General features: G+C 68.7%; 21 protein-coding genes and 1 pseudogene. 7 read left to right on the top strand and 15 right to left on the bottom strand.

The annotated features are described in order from the left end of the window. Positions 1 to 23: 23 nt before the first annotated feature. The 7 genes from QSJ19_RS04075 to mqo form a co-directional block, all read right to left on the bottom strand. Positions 24 to 272 carry a hypothetical protein gene (locus QSJ19_RS04075; protein ID WP_286318451.1) on the bottom strand — a complete coding sequence of 83 codons (249 nt, stop codon included), beginning with the start codon at positions 270 to 272 and terminating at the stop codon, positions 24 to 26. An 850-nt stretch (positions 273 to 1122) separates the two neighbouring features. After that, complete coding sequence (locus tag QSJ19_RS04070) at positions 1123 to 2817, bottom strand: GAF domain-containing sensor histidine kinase (protein WP_286318450.1); 1695 nt, start codon at positions 2815 to 2817, stop codon at positions 1123 to 1125. Beyond that, a complete protein-coding gene (locus QSJ19_RS04065; RefSeq protein WP_286318449.1) occupies positions 2814 to 4250 on the bottom strand; it encodes a cobyrinic acid a,c-diamide synthase CobB in 1437 nt (478 codons plus the stop codon). The genes QSJ19_RS04070 and QSJ19_RS04065 overlap by 4 nt, the downstream gene beginning before the upstream one ends. A 16-nt stretch (positions 4251 to 4266) precedes the next feature. Beyond that, on the bottom strand, positions 4267 to 4884 hold the full coding sequence (gene cobO / locus QSJ19_RS04060) for a cob(I)yrinic acid a,c-diamide adenosyltransferase (protein ID WP_286318448.1): 618 nt from the start codon (positions 4882 to 4884) through the stop codon (positions 4267 to 4269). Between the two features lie 37 nt (positions 4885 to 4921). Continuing rightward, the gene (locus QSJ19_RS04055) at positions 4922 to 6928 is read right to left on the bottom strand and encodes a VWA domain-containing protein (protein ID WP_286318447.1); all 2007 of its coding nucleotides are present in this window, start codon (positions 6926 to 6928) and stop codon (positions 4922 to 4924) included. Then, positions 6925 to 7407, bottom strand: coding sequence for a GNAT family N-acetyltransferase (locus tag QSJ19_RS04050; protein WP_286318445.1), 483 nt, complete (start codon positions 7405 to 7407; stop codon positions 6925 to 6927). Before QSJ19_RS04050 ends, QSJ19_RS04055 begins: the two co-directional genes overlap by 4 nt. 70 nt (positions 7408 to 7477) lie before the next feature. Further along, positions 7478 to 9007: a malate dehydrogenase (quinone) gene (gene mqo / locus QSJ19_RS04045; protein WP_286318444.1), complete on the bottom strand. Its 1530-nt coding sequence runs from the start codon at positions 9005 to 9007 to the stop codon at positions 7478 to 7480. 182 nt (positions 9008 to 9189) lie between these two features. On the opposite strand from mqo, the gene QSJ19_RS04040 reads away from it, so the two are divergent. Genes QSJ19_RS04040 through QSJ19_RS04025 form a run of 4 tightly spaced genes read left to right on the top strand, consistent with a single transcriptional unit; the run spans position 9190 to position 13041 of the window. Then, the gene (locus QSJ19_RS04040) at positions 9190 to 10287 is read left to right on the top strand and encodes an alpha/beta hydrolase (protein ID WP_286318443.1); all 1098 of its coding nucleotides are present in this window, start codon (positions 9190 to 9192) and stop codon (positions 10285 to 10287) included. Further along, positions 10284 to 11678, top strand: coding sequence for a mycothione reductase (locus QSJ19_RS04035; RefSeq protein ID WP_286318442.1), 1395 nt, complete (start codon positions 10284 to 10286; stop codon positions 11676 to 11678). Before QSJ19_RS04040 ends, QSJ19_RS04035 begins: the two co-directional genes overlap by 4 nt. A gap of 39 nt (positions 11679 to 11717) precedes the next feature. Next, positions 11718 to 12314, top strand: coding sequence for a molybdopterin-dependent oxidoreductase (locus QSJ19_RS04030; protein WP_286318441.1), 597 nt, complete (start codon positions 11718 to 11720; stop codon positions 12312 to 12314). A gap of 13 nt (positions 12315 to 12327) precedes the next feature. Then, complete coding sequence (locus QSJ19_RS04025) at positions 12328 to 13041, top strand: FAD-binding oxidoreductase (RefSeq protein ID WP_286318440.1); 714 nt, start codon at positions 12328 to 12330, stop codon at positions 13039 to 13041. Positions 13042 to 13165: 124 nt separating this feature from the next. On the opposite strand, the gene QSJ19_RS04020 is transcribed toward QSJ19_RS04025, so the two are convergent. The 3 genes and pseudogenes from QSJ19_RS04020 to map all read right to left on the bottom strand — a co-directional run bounded on the left by QSJ19_RS04020 (position 13166) and on the right by map (position 16184). Continuing rightward, positions 13166 to 13969, bottom strand: coding sequence for an alpha/beta fold hydrolase (locus tag QSJ19_RS04020; protein WP_286318538.1), 804 nt, complete (start codon positions 13967 to 13969; stop codon positions 13166 to 13168). 80 nt (positions 13970 to 14049) lie between these two features. Beyond that, a pseudogene (locus tag QSJ19_RS04015) lies at positions 14050 to 15310 on the bottom strand (cobyric acid synthase). Between the two features lie 10 nt (positions 15311 to 15320). After that, the gene (gene map / locus QSJ19_RS04010) at positions 15321 to 16184 is read right to left on the bottom strand and encodes a type I methionyl aminopeptidase (protein ID WP_286318438.1); all 864 of its coding nucleotides are present in this window, start codon (positions 16182 to 16184) and stop codon (positions 15321 to 15323) included. Between the two features lie 121 nt (positions 16185 to 16305). Between map and QSJ19_RS04005 the strand changes: the two genes are divergently transcribed. The 3 genes from QSJ19_RS04005 to QSJ19_RS03995 are packed head-to-tail and all read left to right on the top strand — an operon-like array spanning position 16306 to position 19252. After that, positions 16306 to 17370 carry a heme/hemin ABC transporter substrate-binding protein gene (locus QSJ19_RS04005; RefSeq protein WP_286318536.1) on the top strand — a complete coding sequence of 355 codons (1065 nt, stop codon included), beginning with the start codon at positions 16306 to 16308 and terminating at the stop codon, positions 17368 to 17370. Continuing rightward, positions 17367 to 18455: a FecCD family ABC transporter permease gene (locus tag QSJ19_RS04000; protein WP_286318436.1), complete on the top strand. Its 1089-nt coding sequence runs from the start codon at positions 17367 to 17369 to the stop codon at positions 18453 to 18455. The genes QSJ19_RS04005 and QSJ19_RS04000 overlap by 4 nt, the downstream gene beginning before the upstream one ends. Continuing rightward, positions 18449 to 19252, top strand: coding sequence for a heme ABC transporter ATP-binding protein (locus QSJ19_RS03995; RefSeq protein ID WP_286318534.1), 804 nt, complete (start codon positions 18449 to 18451; stop codon positions 19250 to 19252). The genes QSJ19_RS04000 and QSJ19_RS03995 overlap by 7 nt, the downstream gene beginning before the upstream one ends. Positions 19253 to 19329: 77 nt before the next feature. Here QSJ19_RS03995 and QSJ19_RS03990 read toward each other — a convergent pair whose 3' ends face one another. From QSJ19_RS03990 to dxr, 5 genes are all read right to left on the bottom strand, one after another. Further along, positions 19330 to 21168 carry a penicillin-binding transpeptidase domain-containing protein gene (locus QSJ19_RS03990; RefSeq protein ID WP_286318434.1) on the bottom strand — a complete coding sequence of 613 codons (1839 nt, stop codon included), beginning with the start codon at positions 21166 to 21168 and terminating at the stop codon, positions 19330 to 19332. A gap of 96 nt (positions 21169 to 21264) precedes the next feature. Then, the gene (locus QSJ19_RS03985; RefSeq protein WP_286318432.1) at positions 21265 to 22101 is read right to left on the bottom strand and encodes a GNAT family N-acetyltransferase; all 837 of its coding nucleotides are present in this window, start codon (positions 22099 to 22101) and stop codon (positions 21265 to 21267) included. A 75-nt stretch (positions 22102 to 22176) separates the two neighbouring features. Further along, positions 22177 to 23358, bottom strand: coding sequence for a flavodoxin-dependent (E)-4-hydroxy-3-methylbut-2-enyl-diphosphate synthase (gene ispG / locus QSJ19_RS03980; protein ID WP_286318429.1), 1182 nt, complete (start codon positions 23356 to 23358; stop codon positions 22177 to 22179). 80 nt (positions 23359 to 23438) lie between these two features. Next, entirely contained in the window at positions 23439 to 24674 is a 1236-nt protein-coding gene (locus tag QSJ19_RS03975; protein WP_286318427.1) for a M50 family metallopeptidase, read from the bottom strand. Further along, on the bottom strand, positions 24671 to 25846 hold the full coding sequence (gene dxr / locus QSJ19_RS03970) for a 1-deoxy-D-xylulose-5-phosphate reductoisomerase (RefSeq protein ID WP_286318425.1): 1176 nt from the start codon (positions 25844 to 25846) through the stop codon (positions 24671 to 24673). The genes QSJ19_RS03975 and dxr overlap by 4 nt, the downstream gene beginning before the upstream one ends. Positions 25847 to 25875: the final 29 nt, after the last annotated feature.

Here is a 25875-nt window from a genome sequence, read left to right as displayed (position 1 = left end):
CCCACTCGCCCGAAGTGCGACGATCACTTGGGATGAAGCCGCTCCGGGTACACGGCCTCGTCCCGGGTCCATCGGACGACACCCTTGCCGCTTGCTCGAATCCCGTCCTCGCGGAGCTTCTCGTCGTAGATCACATCCTCGGGCAGGCGATTCCCGAAAGAGTTCGATCGGTGGTACTTGAGCCGACCATCGAACTCTCCGACAACACGGAGTACGCCGTCGTCGTCACGCCATCCGAAGTCGCGGCGGACATCTTTCGCGGAACCATTCATCTCGATAGCTCCACTGACCTGCAGATCGGGCGCCGGGATCTCTGGACAATCGGCGAGCGACAGCCGGCTCAGTGATTCACCGACACTCTCCGGCCGCCCGTCGGCGAGGGGCCACGGCTGCGCGAAGCATCGCAATCCCGTGGTGGCGGCCCAGGCGGGCGACCTGTGTGGTGATCTCCTCGATCGCGACGCCCATCTTCAGACCCGAATCGAGCACACACACAGCCTGCCGATGATCGCCGAGCCGTGCGATGTCGCACACGGTGCGTGGCAAGCGACGTGACCTGATCCCGTCGACGACAACGATGTCCGAGGGAAGCAGCACAGCTCGATGGACCATCCCGCGCGCGGTGCGTCGGCCCGTCGTCGTCGAGGTGAAGTGGACCTTTGACAAGTCGGGGCCACAGCATCGGCACACGGTGCACTGCCCCCGCCGAAATATGACTCACTGTGCGCGCATCAGTCTCGTGTCGCGCAGCGCCCGATCACAGTATCCCCGGTAGCGCTCGGTCCTCGCGATGTTCTGCGATCTCCGACTGTCGTCGGAGAGTGGCGAAGTGTCCTTCGGAAGATACACACCGTGCCAGACCCGTTCGACACTGTTGTCGATGACGGAGCGCCGCAATTGGGCGTCCGTGGTGCCACGCCGGATCGCATCGGATCGATGAATGGCATCCATACCAAGATCATCGCGCTCCGAGGAGCTCTCGCAGATCCGCTGTCCACAGCTGCAGTGGCGCTTGTGGACAGCCGACAGCTTCGTCGCAAGTGCGCTCGTGCGCACGAAACATTCGGCGCAGCAACAGAAAAGACGCGCACGAACCCGTCTGCACACAGGCGTCGGACACAGTCAGACGGTCAGAGGTACCGACCAGGTGAGCGTCGTCCCGCCCGGCTTGCCCGGTCTGCGAGGCGAGGTGACCACGCTGAACACCCCGTCGCAGTCCTCGGCTCGCCGGGTGAGGTTGTCGAGGCCGCGGTAGACGACGTCGGTCCCGATCCCGACTCCGTCGTCGCTGATCTCGACCGACAGCACGTCGTCGTCGGCGCGGACCGAGACGTCGATGTGCTGAGCCTGCGCATGCCGCAGCGCGTTCGACAGCCCCTCTCGGAGCACCGCGTCGATATGCGGTCCGAGCGCCTCGGGAACGACGGTGTCGACCGGCCCCGCGAACTGCACACCCGGCGCGATCGGGGCGTGACCGGCGAGCTCGGCGACGATGTCGAGCACGCGCCGTCGCAGCGTCGCGGTGTCGTGGTGGCCGGGGACGGTCTGCAGATCGAAGATCGAGGTGCGGATCTGCGCGATGGTGCGGTCGAGGTCGCTGACGACCTGTTCGAGCCGATCCGTCGTCGCACGGTCCGTCGACGACGGGGCGCCCGACGTCGTGTCAGTCGATTCCGTGTCGCTCGATGTCGTGTCGGCGGCGCGGGCGGCGAGCATCGTCTGCACCGACATGCCGATCGCGAAGAGGCGCTGGATCACGTGGTCGTGGAGATCGCGGGCGATGCGATGGCGATCCTCGAGCACCTCCAGGTCGCGGGCCACCTGCTGCTGATCGGCGTAGACCACCGACAGCGACGCCACCTCGGCAACACCGGCCAGCCCGGACGTGTCGTCGTCGTCCCAGTCCGGTCTGCTCGCGTGCGTGATGACGATCCAGCCGAACGCACCCGCGGCACGCTGCAGCGGCTGCACGGTGACCCATCGGGCGTCACGCCGGACGAGTTCCGACGGGATCTCGGTGACCGGGTAGACCGCCCGCGCGGCCGTCGGCGGCAGGGTGAGGTCACCGGCGGCGACCGGGCCACCGGTGTGCGCGCGGACGGAGACCGCGCCCGGCTCGCCGGTGAGGATGAACACGTCGATCCCGTCACCGAGTGCGGCCACGTCGACACACAGGCGAGTCAATGTGTCCTCGAGGGCGATGCCCGCCAACGGCTCGGATCCACGACGCGCGATGACCTGCATCCAGCGGTGCCGGGTCCGGGCCTGACCGAACAGGCGGGCGTTGTCGACGGCGATGCCTGCGGCGATGGCGAGGACGGCGACCAGGGTCTCGTCGACCTCGCTGAACTCCAGGGCCGACTGTTTCTCGGTGAGGTAGATGCTGCCGAACACCGACCCGCGCACGATGATCGGAGCACCGAGGAAGGTGTGCATCGGCGGATGATTCGGCGGGAAGCCCACCGACGACGGATGCTTCGCGAGCGACGGGATACGCAACACCTGCGGTTCGTCGATCAGCAGGCCGAGCACGCCTTTGCCGATGGGCAGGTGATCCATCCGGGCGCGTTGGGCGGGACTGATCCCGGTGTAGACGAAGGCACTCAGCCCGCCGTCCGGGCCACGGACGCCGAGGGCGCAGTACCGGGCGTCGACCACCTGGGAGGCGACCTCGACGATGCGCTGCAGCGCGCGATCGAGGTCCAGGCCCTGCCCGACGACGAGGACCGCCTCGAGCAGATCACGCAGGATGGCAGGATCGTCGACCCCGTGCTCTGCCAGGGCATCGAGTGCCTCGCCCAGCCGGTGCTGGTTCATCGTGACGGCTCCCCGGCCCCGTCGGCGGCCCGCGCCGCGACGGCAGCGCGGACGAATCGCGTCACCGAGGCCGGGGCGCCGGCGGGATGCACATGAAGGTAGGAGGCGTGCACGGCCGGCGACGCGTGTCCGTGAGTGCCCGGTCGACCCGCATGATCGCGCCAGGCCCACGCGGGCGCGGGGGCGTCGTCGCCGGGCTCCACGGTGGAGCGGTGGAACTCGTGACCGGTCACCCGCTGCCCGGCGGTGAAGCTCACCGAGTCCCCGACGGCGACGGCGTCGCGGTATCCGAGGGTCAGCGTGGGACCGAACCGGCCGACGACATCGATCACGCCGGTCATCCGGTGTCCGTCGAGTTCTCGTGCGAGATAGAGCAATCCAGCACATTCGGCGACGATCGGCCGGCCGGCGCGAGCATGGCGGAGCACCCCGTCGCGCAGTTCGTCGTTGGCGGCGAGTGCTTCGGCGTGCTCCTCGGGGAATCCCCCACCGATGACGATGCCGTCGGCGTCCGCGGGTAACCGGTCGCACAGCGGATCGAAACCGATGACCTCGGCTCCCGCGGCCTCGAGGAGCTCACGGTGCTCGGCGTACCCGAAGGTGAACGCGGCGCCACCGGCGACGGCGATCACCGGCCGTCGGCCGGACCTTGCGATCTCGCCTGTGTCACCGAGAGCGTCCGACGGTGACCAGGCGGTGATGTGTTCCGCACGCCTGGTCCGCGCGGCCGCCACAATGGCGTCGAGGTCCAGGGCCGCACCGATCGCCGCGGTCATCGCGTCGACGGCACGCACCGCGTCGTCGCGTCGCTCGGCCGCCGGGATCAGCCCGAGGTGTCGCGACGGTACCTGCAGGTCCGCATCACGGCGGACGACGCCGAAGACGGGGAGCCCGACGCGGGCGCAGGCCTGCCGGAGCACGGTCTCGTGCCGTGGCGACCCGACGCGGTTGAGGATCACCCCGGCGATCCGAATGGACGGGTCGTAGCCGATGAAGCCGTGCAGCAACGCGACCACCGACTGGCTGTGACCTGCCGCGTCGACGACGAGGACGACCGGCGCGCCGATCAGACGCGCCACATGGGCGGTCGAACCGAACCCGGCCGGATCAGCGGTGTCGGAGGCGGAGTCGTCGAGGATGCGGCCGTCGAACAGGCCCATGACGCCTTCGACGACGGCGACGTCGGCGCCCACCGCGCCCGCCGCGAACAGCGGTCCGACGAGATCGGCACCGACCAGGTTCGGGTCGAGATTGCGCCCGACGATCCCAGCGGCGACGGCATGGTAGCCGGGATCGATGTAGTCGGGCCCGACCTTGAACGGGGCCACCCGATGTCCGGCGGCACGCAGGGCGCCGATCAGACCGGTGGAGATCGTGGTCTTGCCGCTCCCGGAGGAGGGCGCGGCGATGACGACCGTCGGTGGCCCGGTCATGCCGGCCATCCCCCGGTCACCACTCGATGCCCTTCTGTCCCTTGCGCCCCGCGTCCATGGGGTGGGCGATCTTGGTCATCTCGGTCACCAGATCAGCCGCCTCGACAAGCGCGGTCGGCGCACGTCGCCCGGTGATGACGACGTGCTGTCGACCGGGCCGCAGGCGCAGCGTCTCCACCACCTCGTCGGTGTCGACCCATCCCCAGCCCATCGGGTAGGTGAACTCGTCGAGGACGTAGAAGTCGTGTTGCTCGGCGGCGAGACGGCGCGCGATCTCCGCCCATCCGGCCTGCGCGGCCGCCGCGTGGTCGTCGGTGTGGTCGGCGTTGGCGCGCAGCCACGACCAGCCCTGTCCCATCTTGTGCCACTCCACGGGGCCGCCCGCCCCGGTCCGCTCGTGCACGTCACCGAGCGCGGCCAGGGCCGACTCCTCGCCGACCCGCCACTTCGCACTCTTCACGAACTGGAAGACCGCGACCCGCATCCCGGCGTTCCACGCGCGCATCGCCATCCCGAAGGCAGCCGTCGACTTGCCTTTGCCGTCGCCCGTGTGCACCGCCAGCACAGGTTGGTTCCGTCGCTGCCGGGTCGTCAGACCGTCTGCCGGGATCGTGTCGGGAACTCCTTGCGGCACAACGCCTCCTGCCGATTGTCAGATGTGCGTGATCGGGTCACGCGGCCCGCGACGGACGCGCCAGCGACCCCGCCGACAACTCGTCCATCGGTAGACACCGTGCGCCCATCGCCGCGGCGAGCTCGCCGGCGAGGCCGAGCCGGATCATGCCCTGTTCGCAGTCCACCACCACCGATTCCAGGCCGCGGCGCCCGATCGTCGCGGCCACTGCGCGGGCCCGGGCCGCGGCGTCCCTACCGGCGGTCGCCCGGCCGTCGGTGAGGACGACGAGCATCGGCCGACGCTGCGGTTCGCGCCGCGCCGCGCGCTCGACGAGTTCGCTCGCGGCCGTCAGTCCCTCGGCCAACGGCGTACGGCCGCCGGTCCGGATGTCGGCGAGTCGGCGGACCGCGATGTCGACCGACCTGGTCGGCGGGACCGCCACCGAGGCGGTCGCGCCGCGCGCGACGACGACCGCGACACGATCGCGACGGGTGTACGAATCACGGAGCAGATCGACACAGATCTCGCTGACCGCCGACAGGCGGCGCCGCGCCGTCATCGACCCGGACAGGTCGACGACGAACACGACGAGATTGCCCTCCTGCCCGATGCGCTCGGCTGCGCGCAGGTCGTGTGCGGCGATGCGCAGCGCTGTGCCGTCGGCCGCGGCGGCCGCTTCACGTTCGGCCGCGGACAGGATCGTGCCGAACAGGTGGATCGGCCGGCCGTTCTCGAAATCGACTGCGCGCGTATCCTTCCCACGGCGGGAGCGGGCGCGTGACCGTCGACCGGGGTCTCCGTCACCGACACCGGTGAGCCGCAGGCGCTGCATCCGTTGCGCTGTCTCGCTCGTGCGTGGGGTACCGAACCGCGCTCCCGGCACCGATTCCGACGGTGTCGGTTCGTCCTGGTCGTCGGCGGCCGGCTCGGGTGGTGCGGATTCGGGGCTCCCCGGGGAATCCGGGTTCGACCCGGATTCGAGGGACGTGTCGGTTCCGTCGGCGGGTGCGTCCTCCCCGGAGCCGGGGTCCGGCGGATCGGTCGGGTCGGTCGGATCCGGGTCGTCGGGACCGCCTGTGTCGGTATCGGTTCCGCCGGACGCCTCGTCGCCGGCGTCCATCGCCTCGTCGAGCTGATCCGGCGACAGCCCCGACTCGTCGAACGGGTTGCGGCGTCGGCGATGTGGCAGTGCGAGTTCCACCGCGACCCGGACGTCGTCGGCGGTGACCTCCGAGGCCTGCCGCCAGGCCGCATGCGCGACCGCGGTCCGCGCCACCACGATGTCGCCGCGCAGGCCGTCGACGGCAAGGTGCGCGCAGATCCCGGCGATACGCCGCAACTCGGCGATCGGCACGGCCACCGACGACACGAGCTCACGGGCGACCGCGATGTGCTCTGCGAGATCCGTCTCGGCCGCGGCGTACTCCGCGATGAATCCCTCCGGGTCGGTGTCGTAGGCCATGCGCCGTGACACCACCTCGACCCGTTCGTCGATGTCGCGCCCGGCGGCGACGTCGACCGCCAGACCGAATCGGTCGAGGAGCTGTGGCCGCAGCTCACCCTCTTCCGGGTTCATGGTGCCGACCAGCACGAAATCTGCGGATTGCGTGTGCGACACACCATCTCGTTCGATGGTGACCCGACCACCCGCCGCGGCGTCGAGCAGGACGTCGACGAGATGATCGGCGAGCAGGTTGACCTCGTCGATGTAGAGGACGCCACCATCGGCCTGCGCGAGCAGCCCGGGCGTGAACTCTGCTCGCCCCTCGCTCAGGACGGCGGTGAGATCCAGCGACCCGATGACACGATCCTCGGTCGCGCCGATGGGCAGTTCGACGACGCGTCCGCCCCGGCGCTCGTCGTGCCCCCCGAGGATCGGTCCGAGTCCCCGCACGATCGTCGACTTGGCGGTGCCCTTCTCGCCGCGAATCAGGACTCCGCCGATCGCCGGAGAGATCGCGGACAGGATGAGCGCGAGTTTGAGGCGGTCTTGGCCGACGACGGCGCTGAACGGATAGCGGGTCGGTGTCGCGACGTCCGACGACCGATGTCGTCCGCTCATCGGGACCGACCTGCCGACGGCGCCGGGTCACGTCGCATCGCGACGTGGGGGATGCCGTCTTCGAGATACTCGTCGCCCTCGGCCAGGAAGCCGAACTTGGCGTACATGTCGACGAGGTAGGTCTGTGCGTCGATCCGGCACGGATGATCACCGATCTCGGCGAGGGCGGCGCCGAGCAGCTGCGCGGTCAGTCCTTGTCCACGATGACCGCGTTCGGTGCAGACCCGACCGATGCGATACATCGGACGACCATCGGCGGCCGGGGGGTCGACCAGCAGGCGCAGGGTGGCGATCACCCCGTCGTCGCCGGAGATCCAGAACTGCCGGGTCTGCGGATCCAGGTCCCGTCCGTCGAGTTCGGGATACGGGCACGCCTGCTCGACGACGAAGACGTCGACCCGCAGTCGCAGGATCTGGTAGAGCGTCGCCGCGTCGAGATCGGCGGACAGGCTGTGGCGCAGTTGCCCTTCCGTGGTCATGACCTCGTGACTATCACATTCCGACTCTCCCGTACCAGCCACGTCGTCTGCTCCGCGTCGGTCGGGGATGTCAGACCGCTGTGGCCGGGGCGTGGTCGGCGCCGACCGGGGGCGCGAGGTCGTCGCGCTTGAGCTGCAGGCTGGCAGTGGTCCAGTCCCAGACCTGACGGAACAGATCGCGATCGGCGGACAGCTTGCGGCCGAACGACGGGATCATCTCGGTCAGCGCGGCACCCCAACCCTCGTACTCGGTCGGGAAACACTTCTCCAGGACCTGCAGCATCGCCGGGACGGCGGTCGACGCACCGGGGGACGCGCCGAGCAGGCCGGCGATCGTCCCGTCCCCGGCGGTGACCACGGCGGTCCCGAACTCCAGGCTGCCGCCGACGCCGGTCTTGCGGATGACCTGCACACGCTGGCCGGCGGTGATGATCTCCCAGTCGTCGCCGTCGGCGCGCGGGACGAACTCGCCGAGTGTGTTCACGCGATCGGCCCGGCTGGCGGCGAGCTCACTGATCAGGTACTTGAGCAGACCGAACTCCTGCGGGGCGATGGACAGCATCGGCAGCAGATTCCCGGGCTTCACCGAGAAGGGCAGATCGGTGACCTTGCCGCTCTTGAGGAACTTGGGCGACCACCCGGCGTACGGTCCGAACAGCAGACCCGGTTTGTGGTTGATCACGCGGGTGTCGAGGTGCGGCACCGACATCGGCGGAGCGCCGACGGCGGCCTGGCCGTAGACCTTGGCGTGGTGCTCGGTGATCAGGTCGGGGTTGGTGCAGCGGAAGAACTCGCCGGAGACCGGGAAACCGCCGAATCCCTTCGCCTCCTTGATGCCCGACTTCTGGAGCAGGTGCAGGGCACCGCCACCGGCACCCACGAACACGAACTTGGCGTGGACGGTGAACTTCTCCGTGGTGCGCAGGTTGCGCGCCTTGACCATCCAGCTGCCGTCGGACTGCTGCGACAGGTTGGTGACCGAGTGGCCGAAGTAGATGTCGGCGCCGGTCCGTCCGACGTAGTTGAGGAGCTGCTGGGTGAGCGCACCGAAGTCGACGTCGGTGCCGTCGGTGAACCAGTTGAGGGCGACCGGGTCGGCGAAGTCACGTCCGGCGGACATCAGCGGCAGCCGGGCGGAGAACTCGGCGGGGTCGTCGATGAACTCCATGCCCTCGAACAGGACCTGACCGGCCAGGCGTTCGTGGCGCTTGCGCAGGTAATCGACGCCGTCGGCACCGTGGGTGAAGCTGACGTGCGGGATGGGGTTGATGAACTCGCTCGGATCGCCCAGGATGCCGTTGTCGACCGAGTTGGCCCAGAACTGGCGCGAGACCTGGAACTGCTCGTTGATATTGATCGCCTTGTCGATGTTGACGTCACCGTCGGCGGTCTTCGGCGTGTAGTTCAGCTCGCAGAGGGCGGAGTGGCCGGTGCCGGCGTTGTTCCACGGGTCGCTGCTCTCCGCGGCGGCGGCGTCGAGCCGCTCGAACAGGCTGATGGACCAGTCCGGCTGCAACCGGCGTAGCAGTGCACCGAGCGTGGCGCTCATGATGCCCGCGCCGACCAGCGCGACGTCCGTCTTGATCACCGTTTGAGACACGAGGAACTCTCCTTCGCACAGCCTGGACGATCGACGCTGTCGCTGTCGCCGACGCGGTCGTCCCTGTCGACGGCCATTGTTCCCCATTCACCGCCGAACAACGGAATCGCCTCGGGCAAAGTGTGGGCTGGGCGACACTCCGCGCCCGATCACGCGGGGGCGCCTTCTCTACAGTGGACCAGGTGACCGCATCCCCCGGGCCCATCCCTGACGATGGCGGACCCGCTGCGACCTGGCAACCCGACCATCTGCTGGACCGGTACGAGACGCTGACCCTGCCGCTGGGGCCCGACGTCGACGGCGAGGACCCGATCACCGCGACACTCGTCCGCAGGGCGGGCGGCGGCGCCGCCGTCAACGGCGCGGTGCTCTACGTGCACGGATTCACCGACTACTTCTTCCACGAGCCGCTGGCGGACTTCTTCCACGACCGCGGGTACGCGTTCTACGCGATCGATCTGCGCAAGTGCGGCCGATCACTCCAGCCACACCACACACCCCACCTGACCACCGACCTGCGCTGCTACGACGACGAGCTCGGGAAGGCGCTCGACGTGGTGATCACCGAGACCGCGACCGAGGGCGCTCCGGCGCGGGTACTCATCGCGGCCCACTCGACCGGCGGATTGATCACCCCGCTCTGGCTGGACCGGCTGAGGACGTCGTCGCCGGACCGATTCGCGCACGTCAGCGGTCTGCTGCTGAACAGTCCCTGGTTCGACCTGCAGGGCAGTCCGGTCCTGCGCACCCCGGTCGTGTCGCTCTTGCTCCGAGCCGTCGCCGCAATCCGTCCGACGGCCGTCATCCCGCAGGAACTGTCCGAGGGCTACGGGCGGAGCATCCACGAGACGACCGGCGGCGAATGGGCCTACGACCTCGCGCTGAAACCGATGGGCGGATTCCCGGTCACGTTCGGATTCCTGCACGCCGTACGGCGCGGACACGCGCGACTGCACCGGGGAATCGACATCGGGGTGCCGACGTTGGTGCTGCGATCGGACAAGACCATCTTCGGGAACCACCGGCAGGCCGGTGTCGACAACGCGGACGTGGTCCTCGACATCCGGCACATGACACGGTGGAGCGGTCACCTCGGCGACCGGGTGGCGGTGGTGCCGATCATCGACGCCCGCCACGACGTGTTCCTCTCGGTCGAGCGGGCGCGGTCCGCGGCCTATCGAGAGGTGGATGCGTGGCTGCAGGGCACACTCGGGATTCCGGCCTCACCCGGCCACACTCCGGACCGGGACACCGCCACGATGAGAACGGAGCACGCATGAGCGTCACCCAGGTCGTCGATCTCGCCATCATCGGTTCGGGCAGTGGTAATTCCATCCCGGACGAACGGTTCGACGACACGAGCATCGCCATCTTCGAGGAAGGCGTGTACGGCGGTACCTGCCTGAACGTGGGCTGCATCCCGACCAAGATGTTCGTCTACGCCGCCGAGGTCGCCGAGAACGCCCGCGAGGCCGACCGTTTCGGCGTCGCAGCCCATGTCGACGCGGTCGACTGGCCGGCCATCGTCGACCGGGTATTCGGTCGGATCGACCCGATCTCGCTGGGCGGCAAGGAGTATCGCGAGGACCGCTGCCCCAACATCACCGTCTACTCGTCGCATGTCGAGTTCGACGGACGGGACGACGACGGCCGCTACCGTCTGGTGACCGCCGACGCCGTCGTCATCGCCACGGAGGTGGTGTTGGCCGCCGGATCCCGTGCGACGGCTCCCCCGGTCATCGAGCAGAGCGGTGTGCGGTACTACACGAACAACGACGTGATGCGTCTCGATCGTGTTCCCGAACGCCTCGTCATCCTCGGAAGCGGGTACATCGCAGCCGAGTTCGCGCACGTGTTCGGCGCGCTCGGCAGCCGCGTGTCGATCGTGGCGCGCGGCCCGGCGATCCTGCGCAAGCTCGACACCGACGTCTCGAGCCGGTTCACCGAGATCGCCCGGAAGAAGTGGGATGTCCATCTCGACGCCGCCGTCACCGGGGCCGCCGACCTTCCCGACGGCGGTGTGCGCGTCAGCCTGGAGGACGGCACACACATCGACGGCGACGTCCTCCTCGTGGCCACGGGGCGCACGCCCAACGGCGACCGGCTCAATCTCGGCTCGATCGGGGTCTCGCTCGACGACGAGGGGCGGGTCATCTGTGACGAGCACGGCCGCACGCAGGCGCGGAAAGTGTGGACCCTGGGCGACGTCAGCTCCCCCTACCAGCTAAAGCATGTCGCCAACCATGAGGAGAGGGTCGTCCAGGCCAATCTCCTGAAGGGGTGGGACGCCGACGATCTCGACTCGTTCGATCACCGGTTCGTCCCGTTCGCCGTGTTCACCCATCCACAGATCGCGTCGGTCGGCCTCACCGAGAACCAGGCCCGTGAGCGCGACATCGACATCGCGGTCAAGGTGCAGGCGTACGGCGACATCGCCTACGGGTGGGCGATGGAGGACACCACCGGTTTCTGCAAGGTGATCGCCGAGCGCGGGACCGGCCGACTGCTCGGCTGCCATGTCCTCGGCCCGCAGGCGCCGACGGTCGTGCAGCCGGCGATTCAGGCCATGTCCTTCGGTCTCGGCGCCCGCGAGATGGCGCGGGGGCAGTACTGGATTCATCCGGCGATGCCGGAGGTATTGGAGAACGCGCTGCTCGGGCTCGACCTCTGACCCGCTCGCAGGATGCGCGGGCGCGCGTACGATCTCCCCATGGCGATCGTCAACCGCGGGTTCGTCGGCCGTCGCGACCGCGACGCGGGCAGGCTCCCACCGGGCCAGTATCGGACCTTCGACTTCCCTGTGTTGTCGGCCGAACCCACACCGACCGTCCCTCTCGACACCTGGACGCTGACGGTGCAGTCGTCCGATCATCGTGCGCACACCTGGGACTGGGCACAGTTCCAGGCGCTGCCTCATGAGGAGATCGTCACCGACATCCACTGCGTCACCCGGTGGTCCAAATTCGAGACACGCTGGCGCGGCGTCTCCTTCGACACGATCATGAGCCGGCTCCCCTGGCCGGGCGACACCCATGTGATGGTGCACTGCCATGGCGGCTACACCACCAACGTGGCTCTCACCGACCTCGTCTCCGGTCGCGGCTGGGTCGCCGACACCTTCGACGGCGAGCCGCTGCCGGCCGAGCACGGCGGTCCGGCACGGCTGCTCGTCCCCCACCTCTACTTCTGGAAGAGCGCCAAATGGGTGCGGCGCCTGCGCTTCATGTCATCGGACACACCGGGATTCTGGGAGAGTCGCGGATATCACATGCACGGCGACCCGTGGACCGAACAGCGGTACTCATGACGCGGTGCGACCGATGACCGACTGGCAGATCACGACGGTGATCGCGCAGACACGGCACACCGAGAGCGCCCGATCGTTGCGCCTGGCCCTGTCCGAGCCATTCTGCGGACTGCCCGGACAGCACCTCGACATCCGGCTGACCGCCGAGGACGGGTACTCGACGGCCCGCACGTACTCGTTGTCCGATGTCCGGGAGGATCGAACCGTCGAGGTGACCGTCGAGCGGGCGCAGGACGGCGAGGTCTCGCCCTACCTCGTCGACGTGGTCGAGATCGGCGACCCGCTCGAGGTGACCCGACCCCACGGTGGTTTCTTCACCTGGGATGAGACGGATCCGCGCCCCGTGCAGCTCATCGCCGGGGGCTCGGGACTCGCCCCACTGATGGCGATGATCCGCACCCGCGAGGTCGTCGCCCCGATGGTGCCGTTCGACCTCGTGTACTCCTTGCGTTCACCGGACCGCATGCTGTTCGCCGACGACGTGCGCCAGATCGTCGAAAGGCACCGTCTCCCCGTGCATCTCGCCTACACCAGGAAGGCCCCGGACGACGACAGCCGTCCGGTCGGCCGACTCGGCCCCACCGAGTTCGCGGAGATCACCATCGACGCCGATCGCGATCCGACGGTGTTCATCTGCGGCCCCAACCGCTTCGTCGAGCACGCCGCCGCGGCCATGATCGCCGCCGGCCACCGGCCCGATCGGGTGCGGACCGAGCGGTTCGGCTGAGGCGAGGACCTGGCCCCTTCGTGACGCTCGGCTGCTCAGGGATCAGGCATCGGTGAGGCAGCACCTCAGCATCAGGCATGCGGCGGAAGCACCTCAGAGACCACGGGGAACGCCCTGCGCGCGCTCAGAACACGGCGGACCGCAACGCGATCTCACTCGCGAGGGCAGCGGCGGCATTCTGCGGAATCCAGTGATCGACGCCCGGGAGTTCGCAGAACCGGTAGTCGGAGTATGCGTACCGACTGCTCCCCTGCGCCTGCTCCCGGCCGAGTGCGTGGTCGGCGTCGCCCCAGACCATCGTGGTGGGGATCTCCACCGGCGGGCAGGCCAGCGTCTCGGCGATGTTGCCGGTGAAGTTCGCCCGATACCAGTTGAGTGGGCCGGTCAGCGCTCCCGGTTCGAGCAAGGGCACGAGTTCCTCGGCGGTCACACCCGCCCGGCGTAGCAGCACCCCCTCGCGCGCGCTCAGCTTCTCCTCGGCGTCGTCGGCAATGAAATCCTTGATGTACGACGACCGTTCGCGCTGATCGCTGGAAACGAGTGCGTCTCGCATCGCCGACGGGTGGCCGGTGCTGGCGGTCACGAGACCGGTGAAGCGGTCCAGATTTTTTCCGGCGAGATGCCACGCGACGATGCCACCCCAGTCGTGGCCGACGAGCAACGCGTAGTTCACGTCGAGCACATCGAGGACGCCGAGGGCGTCGCCGACCAGCAGGTCGAGGCGATAGTCGTCGACCCCAGTCGGGCGCGCGCCCGGGCTGTAGCCACGCTGATCGAAAACGATGGTCCGCAAGCCGCTTTCGTGCAATCGCGGGACGACGGTGTCGTAGCAGGAGCTGTTCACCGGAAATCCGTGCAGCAGCAACACCCACTTGCCGCCCTCCGGCCCCCCGATCCGGACGTCGAACGTGAGCTCACCGACGGTCACCGCGCGCTGTTCCGTGTCCACCGGGCCAGGATAGGCGAGATCCGACGGTGGCGGCCCGGGTCGTCGACGTCGTTCGACGATCAGTCCAGGTGATGTCCGACGACGGGCACCGCCGGGTCGATTCCCCCGCAGATCAGGGCCTCGATACGCGGCATGTCGAGATGTTCTTGCACGAGATCGGCCATGAGGTCGACCTGCGCGGCGCGGATCTCGTCGACAACCGTCGTCGGGGACACGATGAAGCCGGGACGGCCGCTCTGGGCCGCGACGCTGCGCAGCAGGTCGCGGCCGAAGACGTCGGCGGCGAGCAGGCCGTGCCAGTGGGTGCCGCGCACCGCGCCACGCACCGCACCCTCGGGACCGTGCATGTCGTCGACGATCCACGGCTGTTCGCGCGAGGAGTGGACGCGGCCGTGATGGATCTCGTAGCCGGCGACCGTCGCGCCCGACGCGGTCCCGGTGACCTGGCGCAGGGTCTTGTCCGGATGGAAGACGATCTCGAGGTCGAGCAGTCCGAGTCCGTCGACGTCGCCCGCACGGGACTCGACGGGATCGACGATCCGTCGGGCCAGCATCTGGAACCCGCCACAGATCCCGATCACCGGTCGCCCGTCCCGCGCCCTGCCGCCAGCGCCGCATCGAGTCCGCGGGCCCGGAGCCAGGCGAGGTCGGACACCGTCGCACGGGTGCCCGGGATCACCACGAGGTCCGCGGATCGAACGCCGGAGGGATCGTCCACCCAGGTCACGGAACTTGTTGACGACATAGCCGGTGATGAGTCGCTGATCGTCGGCGTCGAGGACGGCGGTGGTACCGAACAGGTGCGCGAGGGAGCCGCCGCGGTCGACGTCGGAGACGAGGAGGACGGGCAGGTTCGTCGCGCGGGCGAGCCCCATGTTCGCCAGGTCGGTGGCCCGGAGATTGATCTCGGCCACCGAACCGCGCACCTTCGACGACGACATCGAATTCGTCTCGCAGCGAGGCCAATTCCTCGGCGACGAGATCCGCGAGATGTGATCGCCAGGTGTGATGGCCGCGGGCACCGACGTCGCCCGCCGGCCCGCCGCGCACCAGCACGTGTGATCGGCGATCGCTTCCGGGCTTGAGCAGCACCGGGTTGAACCGTGTGGACGGGGCGAGGCCACAGGCGTAGGCCTGCAACGCCTGGGCGCGACCGTTCTCGCCTCCGTCGGGGGTGACGACGGAGTTGTTCGACATGTTCTGCGCCTTGAACGGCGCGACCCGGACTCCACGCCTGCGCAGCTGCCGACACAGACCTGCGACGATGAGGCTCTTGCCGGCGTCGGAGCTGGTGCCCCCGACGAGCAGCGCGCCCTTCACGCGGTCGGGGTCACTCGTCCGGGAGGGTCAGGATATCGGCACCGTCGTCGGTCACGACCAGAGTGTGCTCGAACTGGGCGGTCCACCGTTTGTCGGTGGTGGCCACCGTCCACCCGTCGTCCCAGATCTCGTAACCGAGGCCGCCGAGGTTGATCATCGGCTCGATGGTGAAGACCATGCCCGGCTCGATCACCGTGTCCACGTCCGGCTGGTCGTAGTGCAGGATGACCAGACCGTTGTGAAACGTCTCGCCGATCCCGTGCCCGGTGAAGTCGCGCACAACCGTGTACCCGAAGCGGGTGGCGTACGCCTCGATCACCCGTCCGATGACGTTCAGCTCCCGTCCTGGTTTCACCGCCTTGATGGCGCGCTGGGTCGCCGCGCGCGTGCGTTCCACCAAATCGGCCGCCTCCGTGGAGACATCGCCCGCGAGGAACGTGGCGTTGGTGTCCCCGTGCACCCCGTCGATGTAGGCCGTGACGTCGATGTTGACGATGTCGCCGTCGGAGATCACGGTCGAATCGGGGATGCCGTGGCAGATGATCTCGTTCAGCGACGTGCAGCAGGACTTCGGAAAACCCTTGTAGCCCAACGTAGACGGGTAGGCACCGTGGTCGACCATGTAGTCGTGGGCGATCTGGTCGAGATCGTCGGTGGTGACGCCGGGCGCCACCGCCCGCCCGGCCTCGGCAAGGGCGTTCGCCGCGATCTTTCCCGCGACGCGCATCTTCTCGATGGTCTCCGGTGTCTGGATCCAGGGTTCGTGGCCCTCGGCGACCGTGGATTTCCAGGCGTACTCCGGTCGCTCGATCGAGTCGGGAACCGGGCGCGTCGGCGACAGCGTGCCGGGCCTCAGGGCAGCGCGAACAGTCATGACCCACACTGTATCGCTGACCGCCGGACGATCGGAGGCAGCGCGGGCACCGCGCAGCCGACAACTAAGGTGGCAGTCGAGTGCGATGAGTGGAGGACTCGTGAGTGCGGGCGAGGTGGGTATGACCGACGGACCGGGCGCAGGTGCGCGCCGTGGCGCCACGCGTCTGGCGCTCCTCGCCGTCGCCCTGCTGCTCGTCGGTTCGACGTCGGCGTGCTTCGTCGAGCCGATCGAGCAGACCGTCGGTACGTCCTCGGTCGCACCGACGGCGCACCTGCGCAGTGGCCCGCAGACTGCGGAGTTGCCGCAGCGCGACGTCGTCCCGGTCGCCGACGATCCCACCCCGTCGCTGCCGGTCACCGTCGATTCGGTGCGCTACGGCGCGGTCACCGTGCGTGACACATCACGCATCGTCGCCGTCGACATCAACGGCACCCTGGGGAGCATCGTGTTCTCCCTCGGTCTGGGATCGCACGTGGTGGGCCGCGACACCTCGACGGCGTTCCCGTCGGCCGTGGGCCTGCCGGTCGTGACCAACCGGGGTCACAGCCTCAACGCCGAGTCGGTCCTGGCCCTGGCACCCAGTGTCGTTCTGGTCGACGAGAACACCGTGCCCGCCGCCGCCGTCGACCAGATCCGGGACTCCGGCGTGCCGGTCGTGGTGTTCGCGGGAACCCGCAGCCTGGCGTCCAACGACGCGCTGATCCGATCGGTGGCCCGCACCCTCGGCGTCGACGCGCAGGGTGAGCAACTCGCGGCCCGCACCGATCGGCAGGTCGCGGCCGCGAAGAAGCTCGTCCCGTCGCCGTCCGGCGACCCGACGATCGCTTTCGTCTACATCCGGGGTCGTAACCTGATCCTGCTCGCCGGTCCCGGATCGGGCGCCGACGACCTGATCGAGACGCTCGGCGGTCGCGATGCCGGAGCGGCCGCCGACCTGAGCGGCGCCTTCACGGCCATCACCGCCGAGGCGATGATCAAGGCCGACCCGGACGTGATCATGGTGATGACGCAAGGTGCCGAGACGGTCGGCGGTCTCGACGGCGTACTCGCGCTGCCCGGCATCGCCGAGACCGACGCCGGTCGCAACCGCCGCATCGTGCAGATGGACGAGACGAAGATCCTCGCGTTCGGTCCTGACGTCGGCGAGGTCCTGTCGTCGCTGGCCAGGGCGATCTACACATGAGCGCCCCGACGACGACCCGGCCGTCGACGACCGCCGCGGCCCGACGGGCCCGCCACCGGACGCGCAACCTGATCGTGCTTGCCGTCCTCGTGATCGGGACCGCCGTGCTCGTCGTCGTCTCCGCGGGCATGGGCCAGGTCGGCGTCCCGCCGATCGAGGTCCTCGGCAGCCTCGCCCATCATTTCCATCTCGACATCGGGCCGCTGCCGTCGCATCCGAACGGCGAAGGCGCCCTGTGGAACGTGCGGTTCCCGCGCATCGTGCTGGGCCTGCTCGTCGGCGCGGCACTGGGCGCGGGTGGCTGCCTGCTGCAGGGTGTGCTCGCCAATCCCCTCGCCGAACCGGGCATCATCGGCGTCTCGTCGGGCGCGGCGGTCGGTGCGTGCCTGATGATCGTCCTGGGCGGCGGCACCGCGAACGACTGGGCTCTCGCCGGCGCGGCGTTCGTCTTCGGCCTCTTCACCGCGGCGTCGGTCTACCTGCTGTCCCTACGCGACGGTGGGACGTCGACGATCATGCTGGTGCTCACCGGGATCGCGGTGAACGCCTTCACCCTCGGCATCATCGCGTACCTGACCTTCGCCGCGTCCACCGCGGCGCGCGAGCAGATCGTGTTCTGGCAGTTGGGTTCCCTCGCCGGCACCACCTGGAACGAGGTGTGGGTCTCGACACCGCTCATCGTCGCGGCCATCGCGGGCGCGCTGGTCCTGGTCCACAAGATCGACCTGCTCGCTCTCGGCGAGGTCCAGGCGGCCTCCCTCGGCGTCAACGTCGAACTGGTGCGACGGCAGGTCATCGTGCTCGTGTCGATCCTGACCGCCGCGGCCGTCGCATTCGCGGGCATCATCATGTTCGTCGGGCTCATCGTGCCGCACGTGCTGCGGCTGATCGTCGGCCCCCGGCACGCGATCCTGCTGCCCGCGAGTGTCGTCGGCGGGGCGCTGGTCATCACCGCCGCCGACCTGGCCGCACGCACCATGCTCGGTGACGCCGACCTGCCGCTGGGCATGTTCACCTCCCTGATCGGCGGCCCGGTCTTCTTCCTCCTGCTGCGCCGCAGCCGACATGCGGGAGCCGGCTGGTGACCGCGACCAGCAGCACGACCGCGGCGAAGACGGGCGTCGTCGCCACCGACATCACCGTCGCGCTCGGCGGCCGTGACGTGGTGCGGGACGTCTCGCTGCGTGTCGCGCCCGGCTCCCTGCTGGCGCTCGTGGGCCCGAACGGTTGCGGCAAGTCGACACTGCTGTCCGTCCTCGCCGGACTGCGCCGCCCGGACCGCGGCACCGTGCACATCGATGACCGCGCGGTGGCGACCGCGTCGTCGCGCGATCTCGCACGCCTCCGATCCTTCGTGACCCAGCACAACCGCACCGACACCCCGTTCACCGTGGCCGAGGTCGTGGAGATGGGCCGCTTCCCCTGGTTGCGCACACCCGAGGCGGTCCGGTCCCCGGAGATCATCGACGACGCCATCCTCGCGTGCGACCTCGCCGACATCGTCGACCGACCGTTCTCGCAGCTGTCCGGCGGGCAGCAGGCCCGGGTGTCGATCGCGCGGGCGATCGCCCAACAAGCACCCGTCATGTTGCTGGACGAACCCACGGCGGCACTCGACATCCATCACCAGGAATCCGTGCTCGACATCCTGCGAGGTGCCCGGGACGGCGGATCGGCGGTGCTGCTCGTCGTGCACGACCTGTCGCTGGCCGCGGCCTACGCCGATCGCGTTGCGCTCATGAAGGACGGGCACCTGCTGGCCGAGGGACCCACGCGTGAGGTGATGACCGCCGATCTGCTCTCCGACACCTACGATCACCCGGTCGAGATCCTCGATCACCCGGAGTCCGGTCAGCCGATCATCGTGCCTCGCCGCACCTGACCCCGGCGAGCCTGCCGATCCGCCTCACACCGATCGGGTCACGTCCACTGGCCACCGGGCGGCCTCCGACGCGCCGGTCAGGACCGCGCAGCCGCGTAGTACCCGGGTGGCAACGACCCGAAGAAGTCACGCGTCACCGCGACGGCGTTGTTCGAGTCGCCGCCCCCCACCACGAGCGTGGCGAAGGCCAGGTCGCCGCGGTAGCCCGCGAACCACGCATGCGATCCGCCGGCGAACTCGGCCTCACCGGTCTTCCCGAGCACATCACCCTGCCCGGCGATCACGGTGCCGGTGCCCTGCTGGACGACGGCACGCATCATCGGCCGCAGTTCGGACACCACCCCTGGCGACAGCGATGGCTGCGGCCCGGTCACCTTCGTCGGCTTACCCAGGATCAATTGCGGGACTGGGGCTTTGCCATTGTGCGCCACAGTGGCGGCGACCAGGGAGAGGCCGAGCGGACTGACCAGGACCTTGCCCTGACCGAAACCGTCTTCGCTGCGCGCCACCAGCTCCGGCGCGATCGGCACCGACCCGGACACCGCGTCGAGACCGGCGATGTCGTACTGCTGCCCGATCCCCATCGATGCCGCGGTGTGAGCCAGGTCCGACGGCCCCATCTCGCTGGCGAGCTTGGCGAACGTGGTGTTGCACGAACTCGCGAAGGCCTGCAGCATCGGCACGGTTCCCAGGGAGAAGCGATCGTAGTTCGGGATACGGCGTGGACCGATCTCGATCTCGCCCGGGCACGGCACCATTGTCTGCGGGTGGGCGAGGTTGCGACTGATCGCCGCCGCGGCGGTCACCATCTTGAACGTCGAACCGGGCGGGTAGAGGCCGGTGGTGGCGATGGGACCGCTGCGGTCGGCGGCCTTGTTCTGCGCGACCGCCAGGATGTGACCCGTCGACGGCTGTACCACCACCATCGCGATCTGGAAGCGATTGGTGGCGTCGACGGCGCGCTGGGCCGCCGTCTGCACCTGCCGGGACAGGCTCAGCGAGACGGCGGGCGCCGGCTCGGGCGCGTGATCGGCGAGTACGTCGGCGTCGAGACCGTTGGGGTTGACGGTCACCACACGCCAGCCGACCCGCCCGTCGACCTCCTTGTCGACGACCTTCTTCACCTCGGTCAGCAGCGCGGGAGCGAAACCGGGGTTCTTGGCGACGAGTTCGGCCTGTTCGTTGTGCACCACCCCGGGGATCGCCAGCTGATCGCGGAGTCGATCGAAATCGCGCTGCGAGAGACGTGCGATCGGGTACGGGGCGCCCGATGCGGTGCTCTCCTCGGCGATCTTCTGGGCGGACAGGGCGGGATCGAACGGGCGCAGGACCGAGACGAGCCGGGTCACCGAGTCGGCGACCGAACCACTCGCGGCTGCGGTCGAGGCGTCGAAGTTGATTCCGACGACCGTTCCGTTGACCATCACCTCCGACCCGTCGGCCTCGTTGACGGTGGCCCGCGGCGCTTCCAGGATTCGCAGTGAAAGACGTTGGTTGGCACCGAGATCCGGATGGATGTCGGTCGAGGTCCAGCGCACCGTCCATCCGCTCCCGGACGACCGGATCATCTTGACCCGTGCCGGATAGGTCCACTCCCGACCCCGCGGCAGATCCCAGCGATAGGTGACGTCGATGTCGGCGGTGTCGCCGGACACGGCAGCCTTGCCGGTGCTCACGGAGAGTTTCTCCGCGGCCAGTCCGTCCCACGCGGCGGCGAGGTTCGCCCTCGCCTGCGCCGGATTGTCGGTGAGGCCGGCGGCCGAGGCGATGTCCTTGGCGCCGTAGGCCGCCAGGAATCGTTCGACGGCCTGACGTGGACCGTCGTCGGCCGTGGCGCATCCGGCCACCCCGAGTGCCACGACAGCACTCACCGACACACAGGCCACGTTGATCACACGCCGTCTCATCTGCAACATCGTTCTCGATGATATGGGGGACAGACGCGAAAACCCGTGCGCCACGCGCGCACATCGGCGAACCAGGCCGGTGATCTGCCGGTGATCCGCAGCCGTTCAGTCGACGAGAACCGTCGCGAAGGTGCCGACCTCGCTGAAACCGACCTGGCGATATATCGCGCGGGCCGGCAGGTTGAAGCTGTTGACGTACAGGCTGGGGGTCCGTCCGTGCGCCATGATCGCGGCGGCGACCGCGGCCGTGCCGCTCGCCCCGATCCCCTCACCGCGCCGGGCGGGGGCCACCCAGACACCTTGGATCTGGCCGACTTTGCGTGAGAGCGAACCGATCTCGGCCTTGAAGACCACCTCGCCGCGATCGAACCGGGCGAACACGCGCTGCGCGGTGATCAGCGACGCCAGCCGTCGGCGATAGGACCGGCCGCCGTCGCCTGCGCACGGATCGACACCGACCTCCCCGATGAACATGTCGATGGCGGCGGGCAGGTAAGCATCCATGTCCTCGAGGGTCACCAGCCGCACCAGCGGGTCCGGAGCGACGGCGGGGGCGTCGGTCAGCGCCATCAGCGGCTGACTGTCACGGATCTCACGGGCCGGGCCCCAACACGGTGCGATGCGTTCCCAGAACGGCAACACCATCTCCGCGCGCCCGACGATGGAGGAACACACGCGCGGGCCAGAGGCGGCACGGTCGGCGAAACCCTCCATGTCGCCGGGCGCACCGAGCAGCGGGATGAGATTGGCGCCGGAGAAGCAGAGGGAACTGGTGGGGTCGTCGGTCGTCCACAGCTCACCGCCGAGCAGACGTGGGTTGATGCCGTGCGACTCGAACCGGGCGGCGACCATGCACATGGCGACGGGATCGGAGGTCAGCACACGTTCGACCACCGGCGCGTCACGCGCCCCGAGTGGCCGGTCGCCCAGCAGCTTCAGCACCAACGCTCCTCCGCAGTAGTCGGGCCCGAACGTGTCCTGGAGCTCGCGGTCGGCGGCTACCCGCTGCGTTCCGCCTCAGCTGACCGTGACGACCGGTGAACCCACTTCCCTGTCCTCACCAGTGTCACCCGACTCACCCGCGATCCGCAGCGCTTCTTCGATCAAGGTCTCCACGATCTCGGCCTCCGGAACAGTCTTGATGACCTCGCCCTTGACGAAGATCTGCCCCTTGCCGTTGCCGGATGCGACACCGAGGTCCGCCTCGCGCGCCTCGCCGGGACCGTTGACGACGCAACCCATCACGGCGACCCGCAGCGGCACCTCCATGCCCTCGAGCCCGGCGGTCACCGCGTCGGCCAGTTTGTAGACGTCCACCTGTGCGCGACCGCACGACGGGCAGGACACGATCTCGAGCTTGCGTGGACGCAGGTTCAGCGACTGCAGGATCTGGTCGCCGACCTTGACCTCCTCTGCGGGCGGCGCCGACAGGGACACGCGGATGGTGTCGCCGATGCCCTCGGAGAGCAGCGCGCCGAACGCGACCGCCGACTTGATGGTGCCCTGGAACGCCGGCCCCGCCTCGGTCACACCGAGGTGCAGCGGATAGTCGCACTGCGCGGCGAGCTGCCGATAGGCCTCGACCATGATCACCGGGTCGTTGTGCTTGACCGAGATCTTGATGTCGCCGAAACCGTGCTCCTCGAAGAGGCCGGCCTCCCACAACGCGGACTCGACGAGCGCCTCGGGGGTGGCCTTGCCGTACTTGTCCATGATCCGTTTGTCGAGCGATCCGGCGTTGACGCCGATGCGGATCGGAATCCCGGCGGCGCCGGCGGCCTTCGCGACCTCCTTGACCCGGCCGTCGAACTCCTTGATGTTGCCCGGGTTGACGCGGACGGCGGCACACCCCGCGTCGATGGCCGCGAAGATGTACTTGGGTTGGAAGTGGATGTCGGCGATGACCGGGATCTTCGACTTCTTCGCGATGATCGGCAATGCCTCGGCGTCCTCCGGACGCGGGCAGGCGACGCGGACGATGTCACATCCGGAGGCCGTGAGCTCGGCGATCTGCTGCAGCGTCGCATTGATGTCATGGGTCTTGGTGGTGGTCATCGACTGCACCGAGATCGGGAAGTCGCTGCCGACCCCGACCGAACCGACCTGGATCTGGCGGGTGGTGCGACGCGGGGCGAGTACGGGCGGTGGTCCGGCGGGCATGCCGAGGCCGATCGGGATCGCGTCTCCTGGGGAGTTCATCTGATTCACCTCGAAGGACGAAGGGCTGTGGTGTGTCGACGTGTCCGGTCGCCTCGCGCCGTCCGGACGATCGGGGCCGGTCACTGGAAGAGCTGGATCGGGTTGATGATGTCGGCGGTGACGGTCAGGACCATGAAGCCCCCCATGATGATCACCACCGCGTAGGTGATCGGCATGAGCTTCAGGTAGTCGACAGGTCCGCCGGCGGCGCGACCGAACCATCCGCGCACCGTGTTGCGGGCCTTCTCGTACCCGACGATGGCCATGTGCCCACCATCCAACGGTAATAGCGGGACGAGATTGAAGAGGCCCAGGAAGAAGTTGATGCTGATAAGCAGCAGCAGGAAGGTGTCCCACGCGCCGCGTTCCACGGCCTTGCCGCCCATCACCGACGCGCCATAGACACTGACGGGGGTGTCGGCTGCGCGTTCTCCCCCGGTGACCGCGGTCCACAGTGCGCTGACCTTCGTCGGGAGCGACAACAACGCATCCCAGGTCGCCACGAACAGGTCGCCGGTGAACGAGAACGACCCCGGGATCACTGCGAGACCGTCGTAGTGGTTGATCGACGGCGGTGGGCTGAACTCGATGCCGACCTTGCGGGTCTGCTGGGTCTCGGTGCCACCGTCACGCGTCGGAGCGGTCACCTTCGATGGTTGCGGTGTGATCGTGAACTCGCGCTGCGTACCGTCGCGGTCGACGGTGAGCGCAACCGGACCGGTCGAGTCCGCGATCTTCTCGGAAACCTGCGAGTAGTCCGACACCGACTCCCCGTTGACGGCGACGATCGTGTCGCCGGCCTGCAGTCCGGCGATCTGAGCCGGGCCGGCGGCCGCCGTGCACGGCGTCGACTGCGGAGCCTTGTCGGTGAAATACGTCGTACTCCCCGGCACGCAATCGACCTTCGACACGGTGGCCGGAACCGGGTCGTTGCTGATGTTGGGCAGCCCCAAGATCGCACCGACGATGACCACCAGTACGAATCCGAGGATGAAGTTCTGCGCGGGGCCGGCGAACAGCACGACCAGTCGCTTCCACGGCTTCTGCAGGTACATCGCCCGTGGGCGATCCTCGTCGGAGATCTCGTCGTAGGGGGTCATGCCGGCGATGTCGCAGAAGCCGCCGAGGGGCAATGCCTTGACCCCGTACTCGGTCTCGCCGCGCCGGGTCGACCAGACGGTCGGTCCGAAGCCGACGAAGTAGCGTCGCACCTTCATGCCGGTCGCCTGGGCCGCCCACATGTGGCCGCATTCGTGCAACGCCACCGACAACAACAGCGCCGCGGCGAACAGCGCCACGCCGAGCGCAAAACTCACTGACTCACTCCATCCGCATATGTCTTGACCAGACGCGCAGCATGATCGCGTGCCCACTGATCAGCAGCCAAGACCTCCTCCACAGTACCTGGCGTGGCACGCCACTGATCGGCCTCGACGAGCACCTCACGGATGATCTCGACGATCCGCGGAAATCTGATCGCGCCGGCGAAGAAGCCCTCGGCGGCCGCCTCGTTGGCGGCGTTGTAGACCGCGGTGAGTGACCCGCCCGTCTTCCCGGCCTCACGGGCGACATCGATCGCCGGGAAGACGATGTGGTCCACCGGTTCGAACGTCCACGACGATGCCGTCGAGAAGTCGCAGGCGCTCGAGGAACCCGGGACACGGTCCGGCCATCCCAGTGCGACGGCGATCGGCAGTTTCATCGACGGCGGCGACGCCTTCGCGATCGTCGCGCCGTCGACGAAGGTCACCATCGAGTGCACGATCGACTGCGGATGCACGGTCACGTCGATCCGGTCGTAGTCGACGCCGAAGAGCAGGTGCGCCTCGATGACCTCGAGTGCCTTGTTGACCAGCGTCGCCGAGTTCAGGGTGATCATCGGACCCATCGACCACGTGGGGTGCCGTCCGGCCTGCTCGGGGGTGACGTCGGCGAGGGCGTCGGCCGTCCACCCGCGGAAGGGGCCGCCGGACGCCGTCAGGATCAACCGGTCCACCTCGTCGGCCGTCCCGCCGCGCAGGCACTGGGCGATCGCCGAGTGTTCGGAGTCGACCGGGACGATCTGACCCGGCGCCGCGGCGTCGAGGACGAGGGAGCCGCCGGCGACCAGCGACTCCTTGTTGGCGAGCGCCAGCCGGGCACCCGACCGCAGCGCCGCGAGACTCGGGCGCAGCCCGATGGACCCGACCACGGCGTTGAGGACCACATCGGTGTCGACCGCGTCGATCAGGTCACACATCGCATCCGGTCCACCCAGCACGCTCGCGCCGAGGTCCCCGGACAGGGTCTGCGCGGCTGCGACATCGGCGACGGCCAGCGCCTCCGCGCCGATGCGGAACGCCGCAGCCTGCTCGCGCAACAGCCGGAGGTTGCCGCCGCCCGCACCGAGACCCACCACCTGGAAGCGGTCCGGGTGTTCCGCGATGACCTCGAGGGCCTGGACGCCGATCGATCCCGTCGATCCGAGGATGAGTACGCGTGTCGTCACCCGGCCATTGTCGCGCCTGCGACGGGCAC

The organism is Gordonia sp. ABSL11-1, assembly GCF_030315685.1.
Lineage (GTDB): Bacteria > Actinomycetota > Actinomycetes > Mycobacteriales > Mycobacteriaceae > Gordonia.
Note: the sequence above shows the minus strand (reverse complement) of the source record. Positions and strands in the feature narration are given on the sequence as shown.

What these genes read in the sequence shown, in the direction of transcription:
- QSJ19_RS04075 (WP_286318451.1), bottom strand. Translation starts at nt 272, where the DNA reads ATGAATGGTTCCGCGAAAGATGTCCGCCGCGACTTCGGATGGCGTGAC.
- QSJ19_RS04070 (WP_286318450.1), bottom strand. Translation starts at nt 2,817, where the DNA reads ATGAACCAGCACCGGCTGGGCGAGGCACTCGATGCCCTGGCAGAGCAC.
- QSJ19_RS04065 (WP_286318449.1), bottom strand. Translation starts at nt 4,250, where the DNA reads ATGACCGGGCCACCGACGGTCGTCATCGCCGCGCCCTCCTCCGGGAGC.
- QSJ19_RS04055 (WP_286318447.1), bottom strand. Translation starts at nt 6,928, where the DNA reads ATGAGCGGACGACATCGGTCGTCGGACGTCGCGACACCGACCCGCTAT.
- QSJ19_RS04050 (WP_286318445.1), bottom strand. Translation starts at nt 7,407, where the DNA reads ATGACCACGGAAGGGCAACTGCGCCACAGCCTGTCCGCCGATCTCGAC.
- QSJ19_RS04035 (WP_286318442.1), top strand. Translation starts at nt 10,284, where the DNA reads ATGAGCGTCACCCAGGTCGTCGATCTCGCCATCATCGGTTCGGGCAGT.
- QSJ19_RS04030 (WP_286318441.1), top strand. Translation starts at nt 11,718, where the DNA reads ATGGCGATCGTCAACCGCGGGTTCGTCGGCCGTCGCGACCGCGACGCG.
- QSJ19_RS04025 (WP_286318440.1), top strand. Translation starts at nt 12,328, where the DNA reads ATGACCGACTGGCAGATCACGACGGTGATCGCGCAGACACGGCACACC.
- map (WP_286318438.1), bottom strand. Translation starts at nt 16,184, where the DNA reads ATGACTGTTCGCGCTGCCCTGAGGCCCGGCACGCTGTCGCCGACGCGC.
- QSJ19_RS04005 (WP_286318536.1), top strand. Translation starts at nt 16,306, where the DNA reads ATGACCGACGGACCGGGCGCAGGTGCGCGCCGTGGCGCCACGCGTCTG.
- QSJ19_RS04000 (WP_286318436.1), top strand. Translation starts at nt 17,367, where the DNA reads ATGAGCGCCCCGACGACGACCCGGCCGTCGACGACCGCCGCGGCCCGA.
- QSJ19_RS03990 (WP_286318434.1), bottom strand. Translation starts at nt 21,168, where the DNA reads ATGTTGCAGATGAGACGGCGTGTGATCAACGTGGCCTGTGTGTCGGTG.
- ispG (WP_286318429.1), bottom strand. Translation starts at nt 23,358, where the DNA reads ATGAACTCCCCAGGAGACGCGATCCCGATCGGCCTCGGCATGCCCGCC.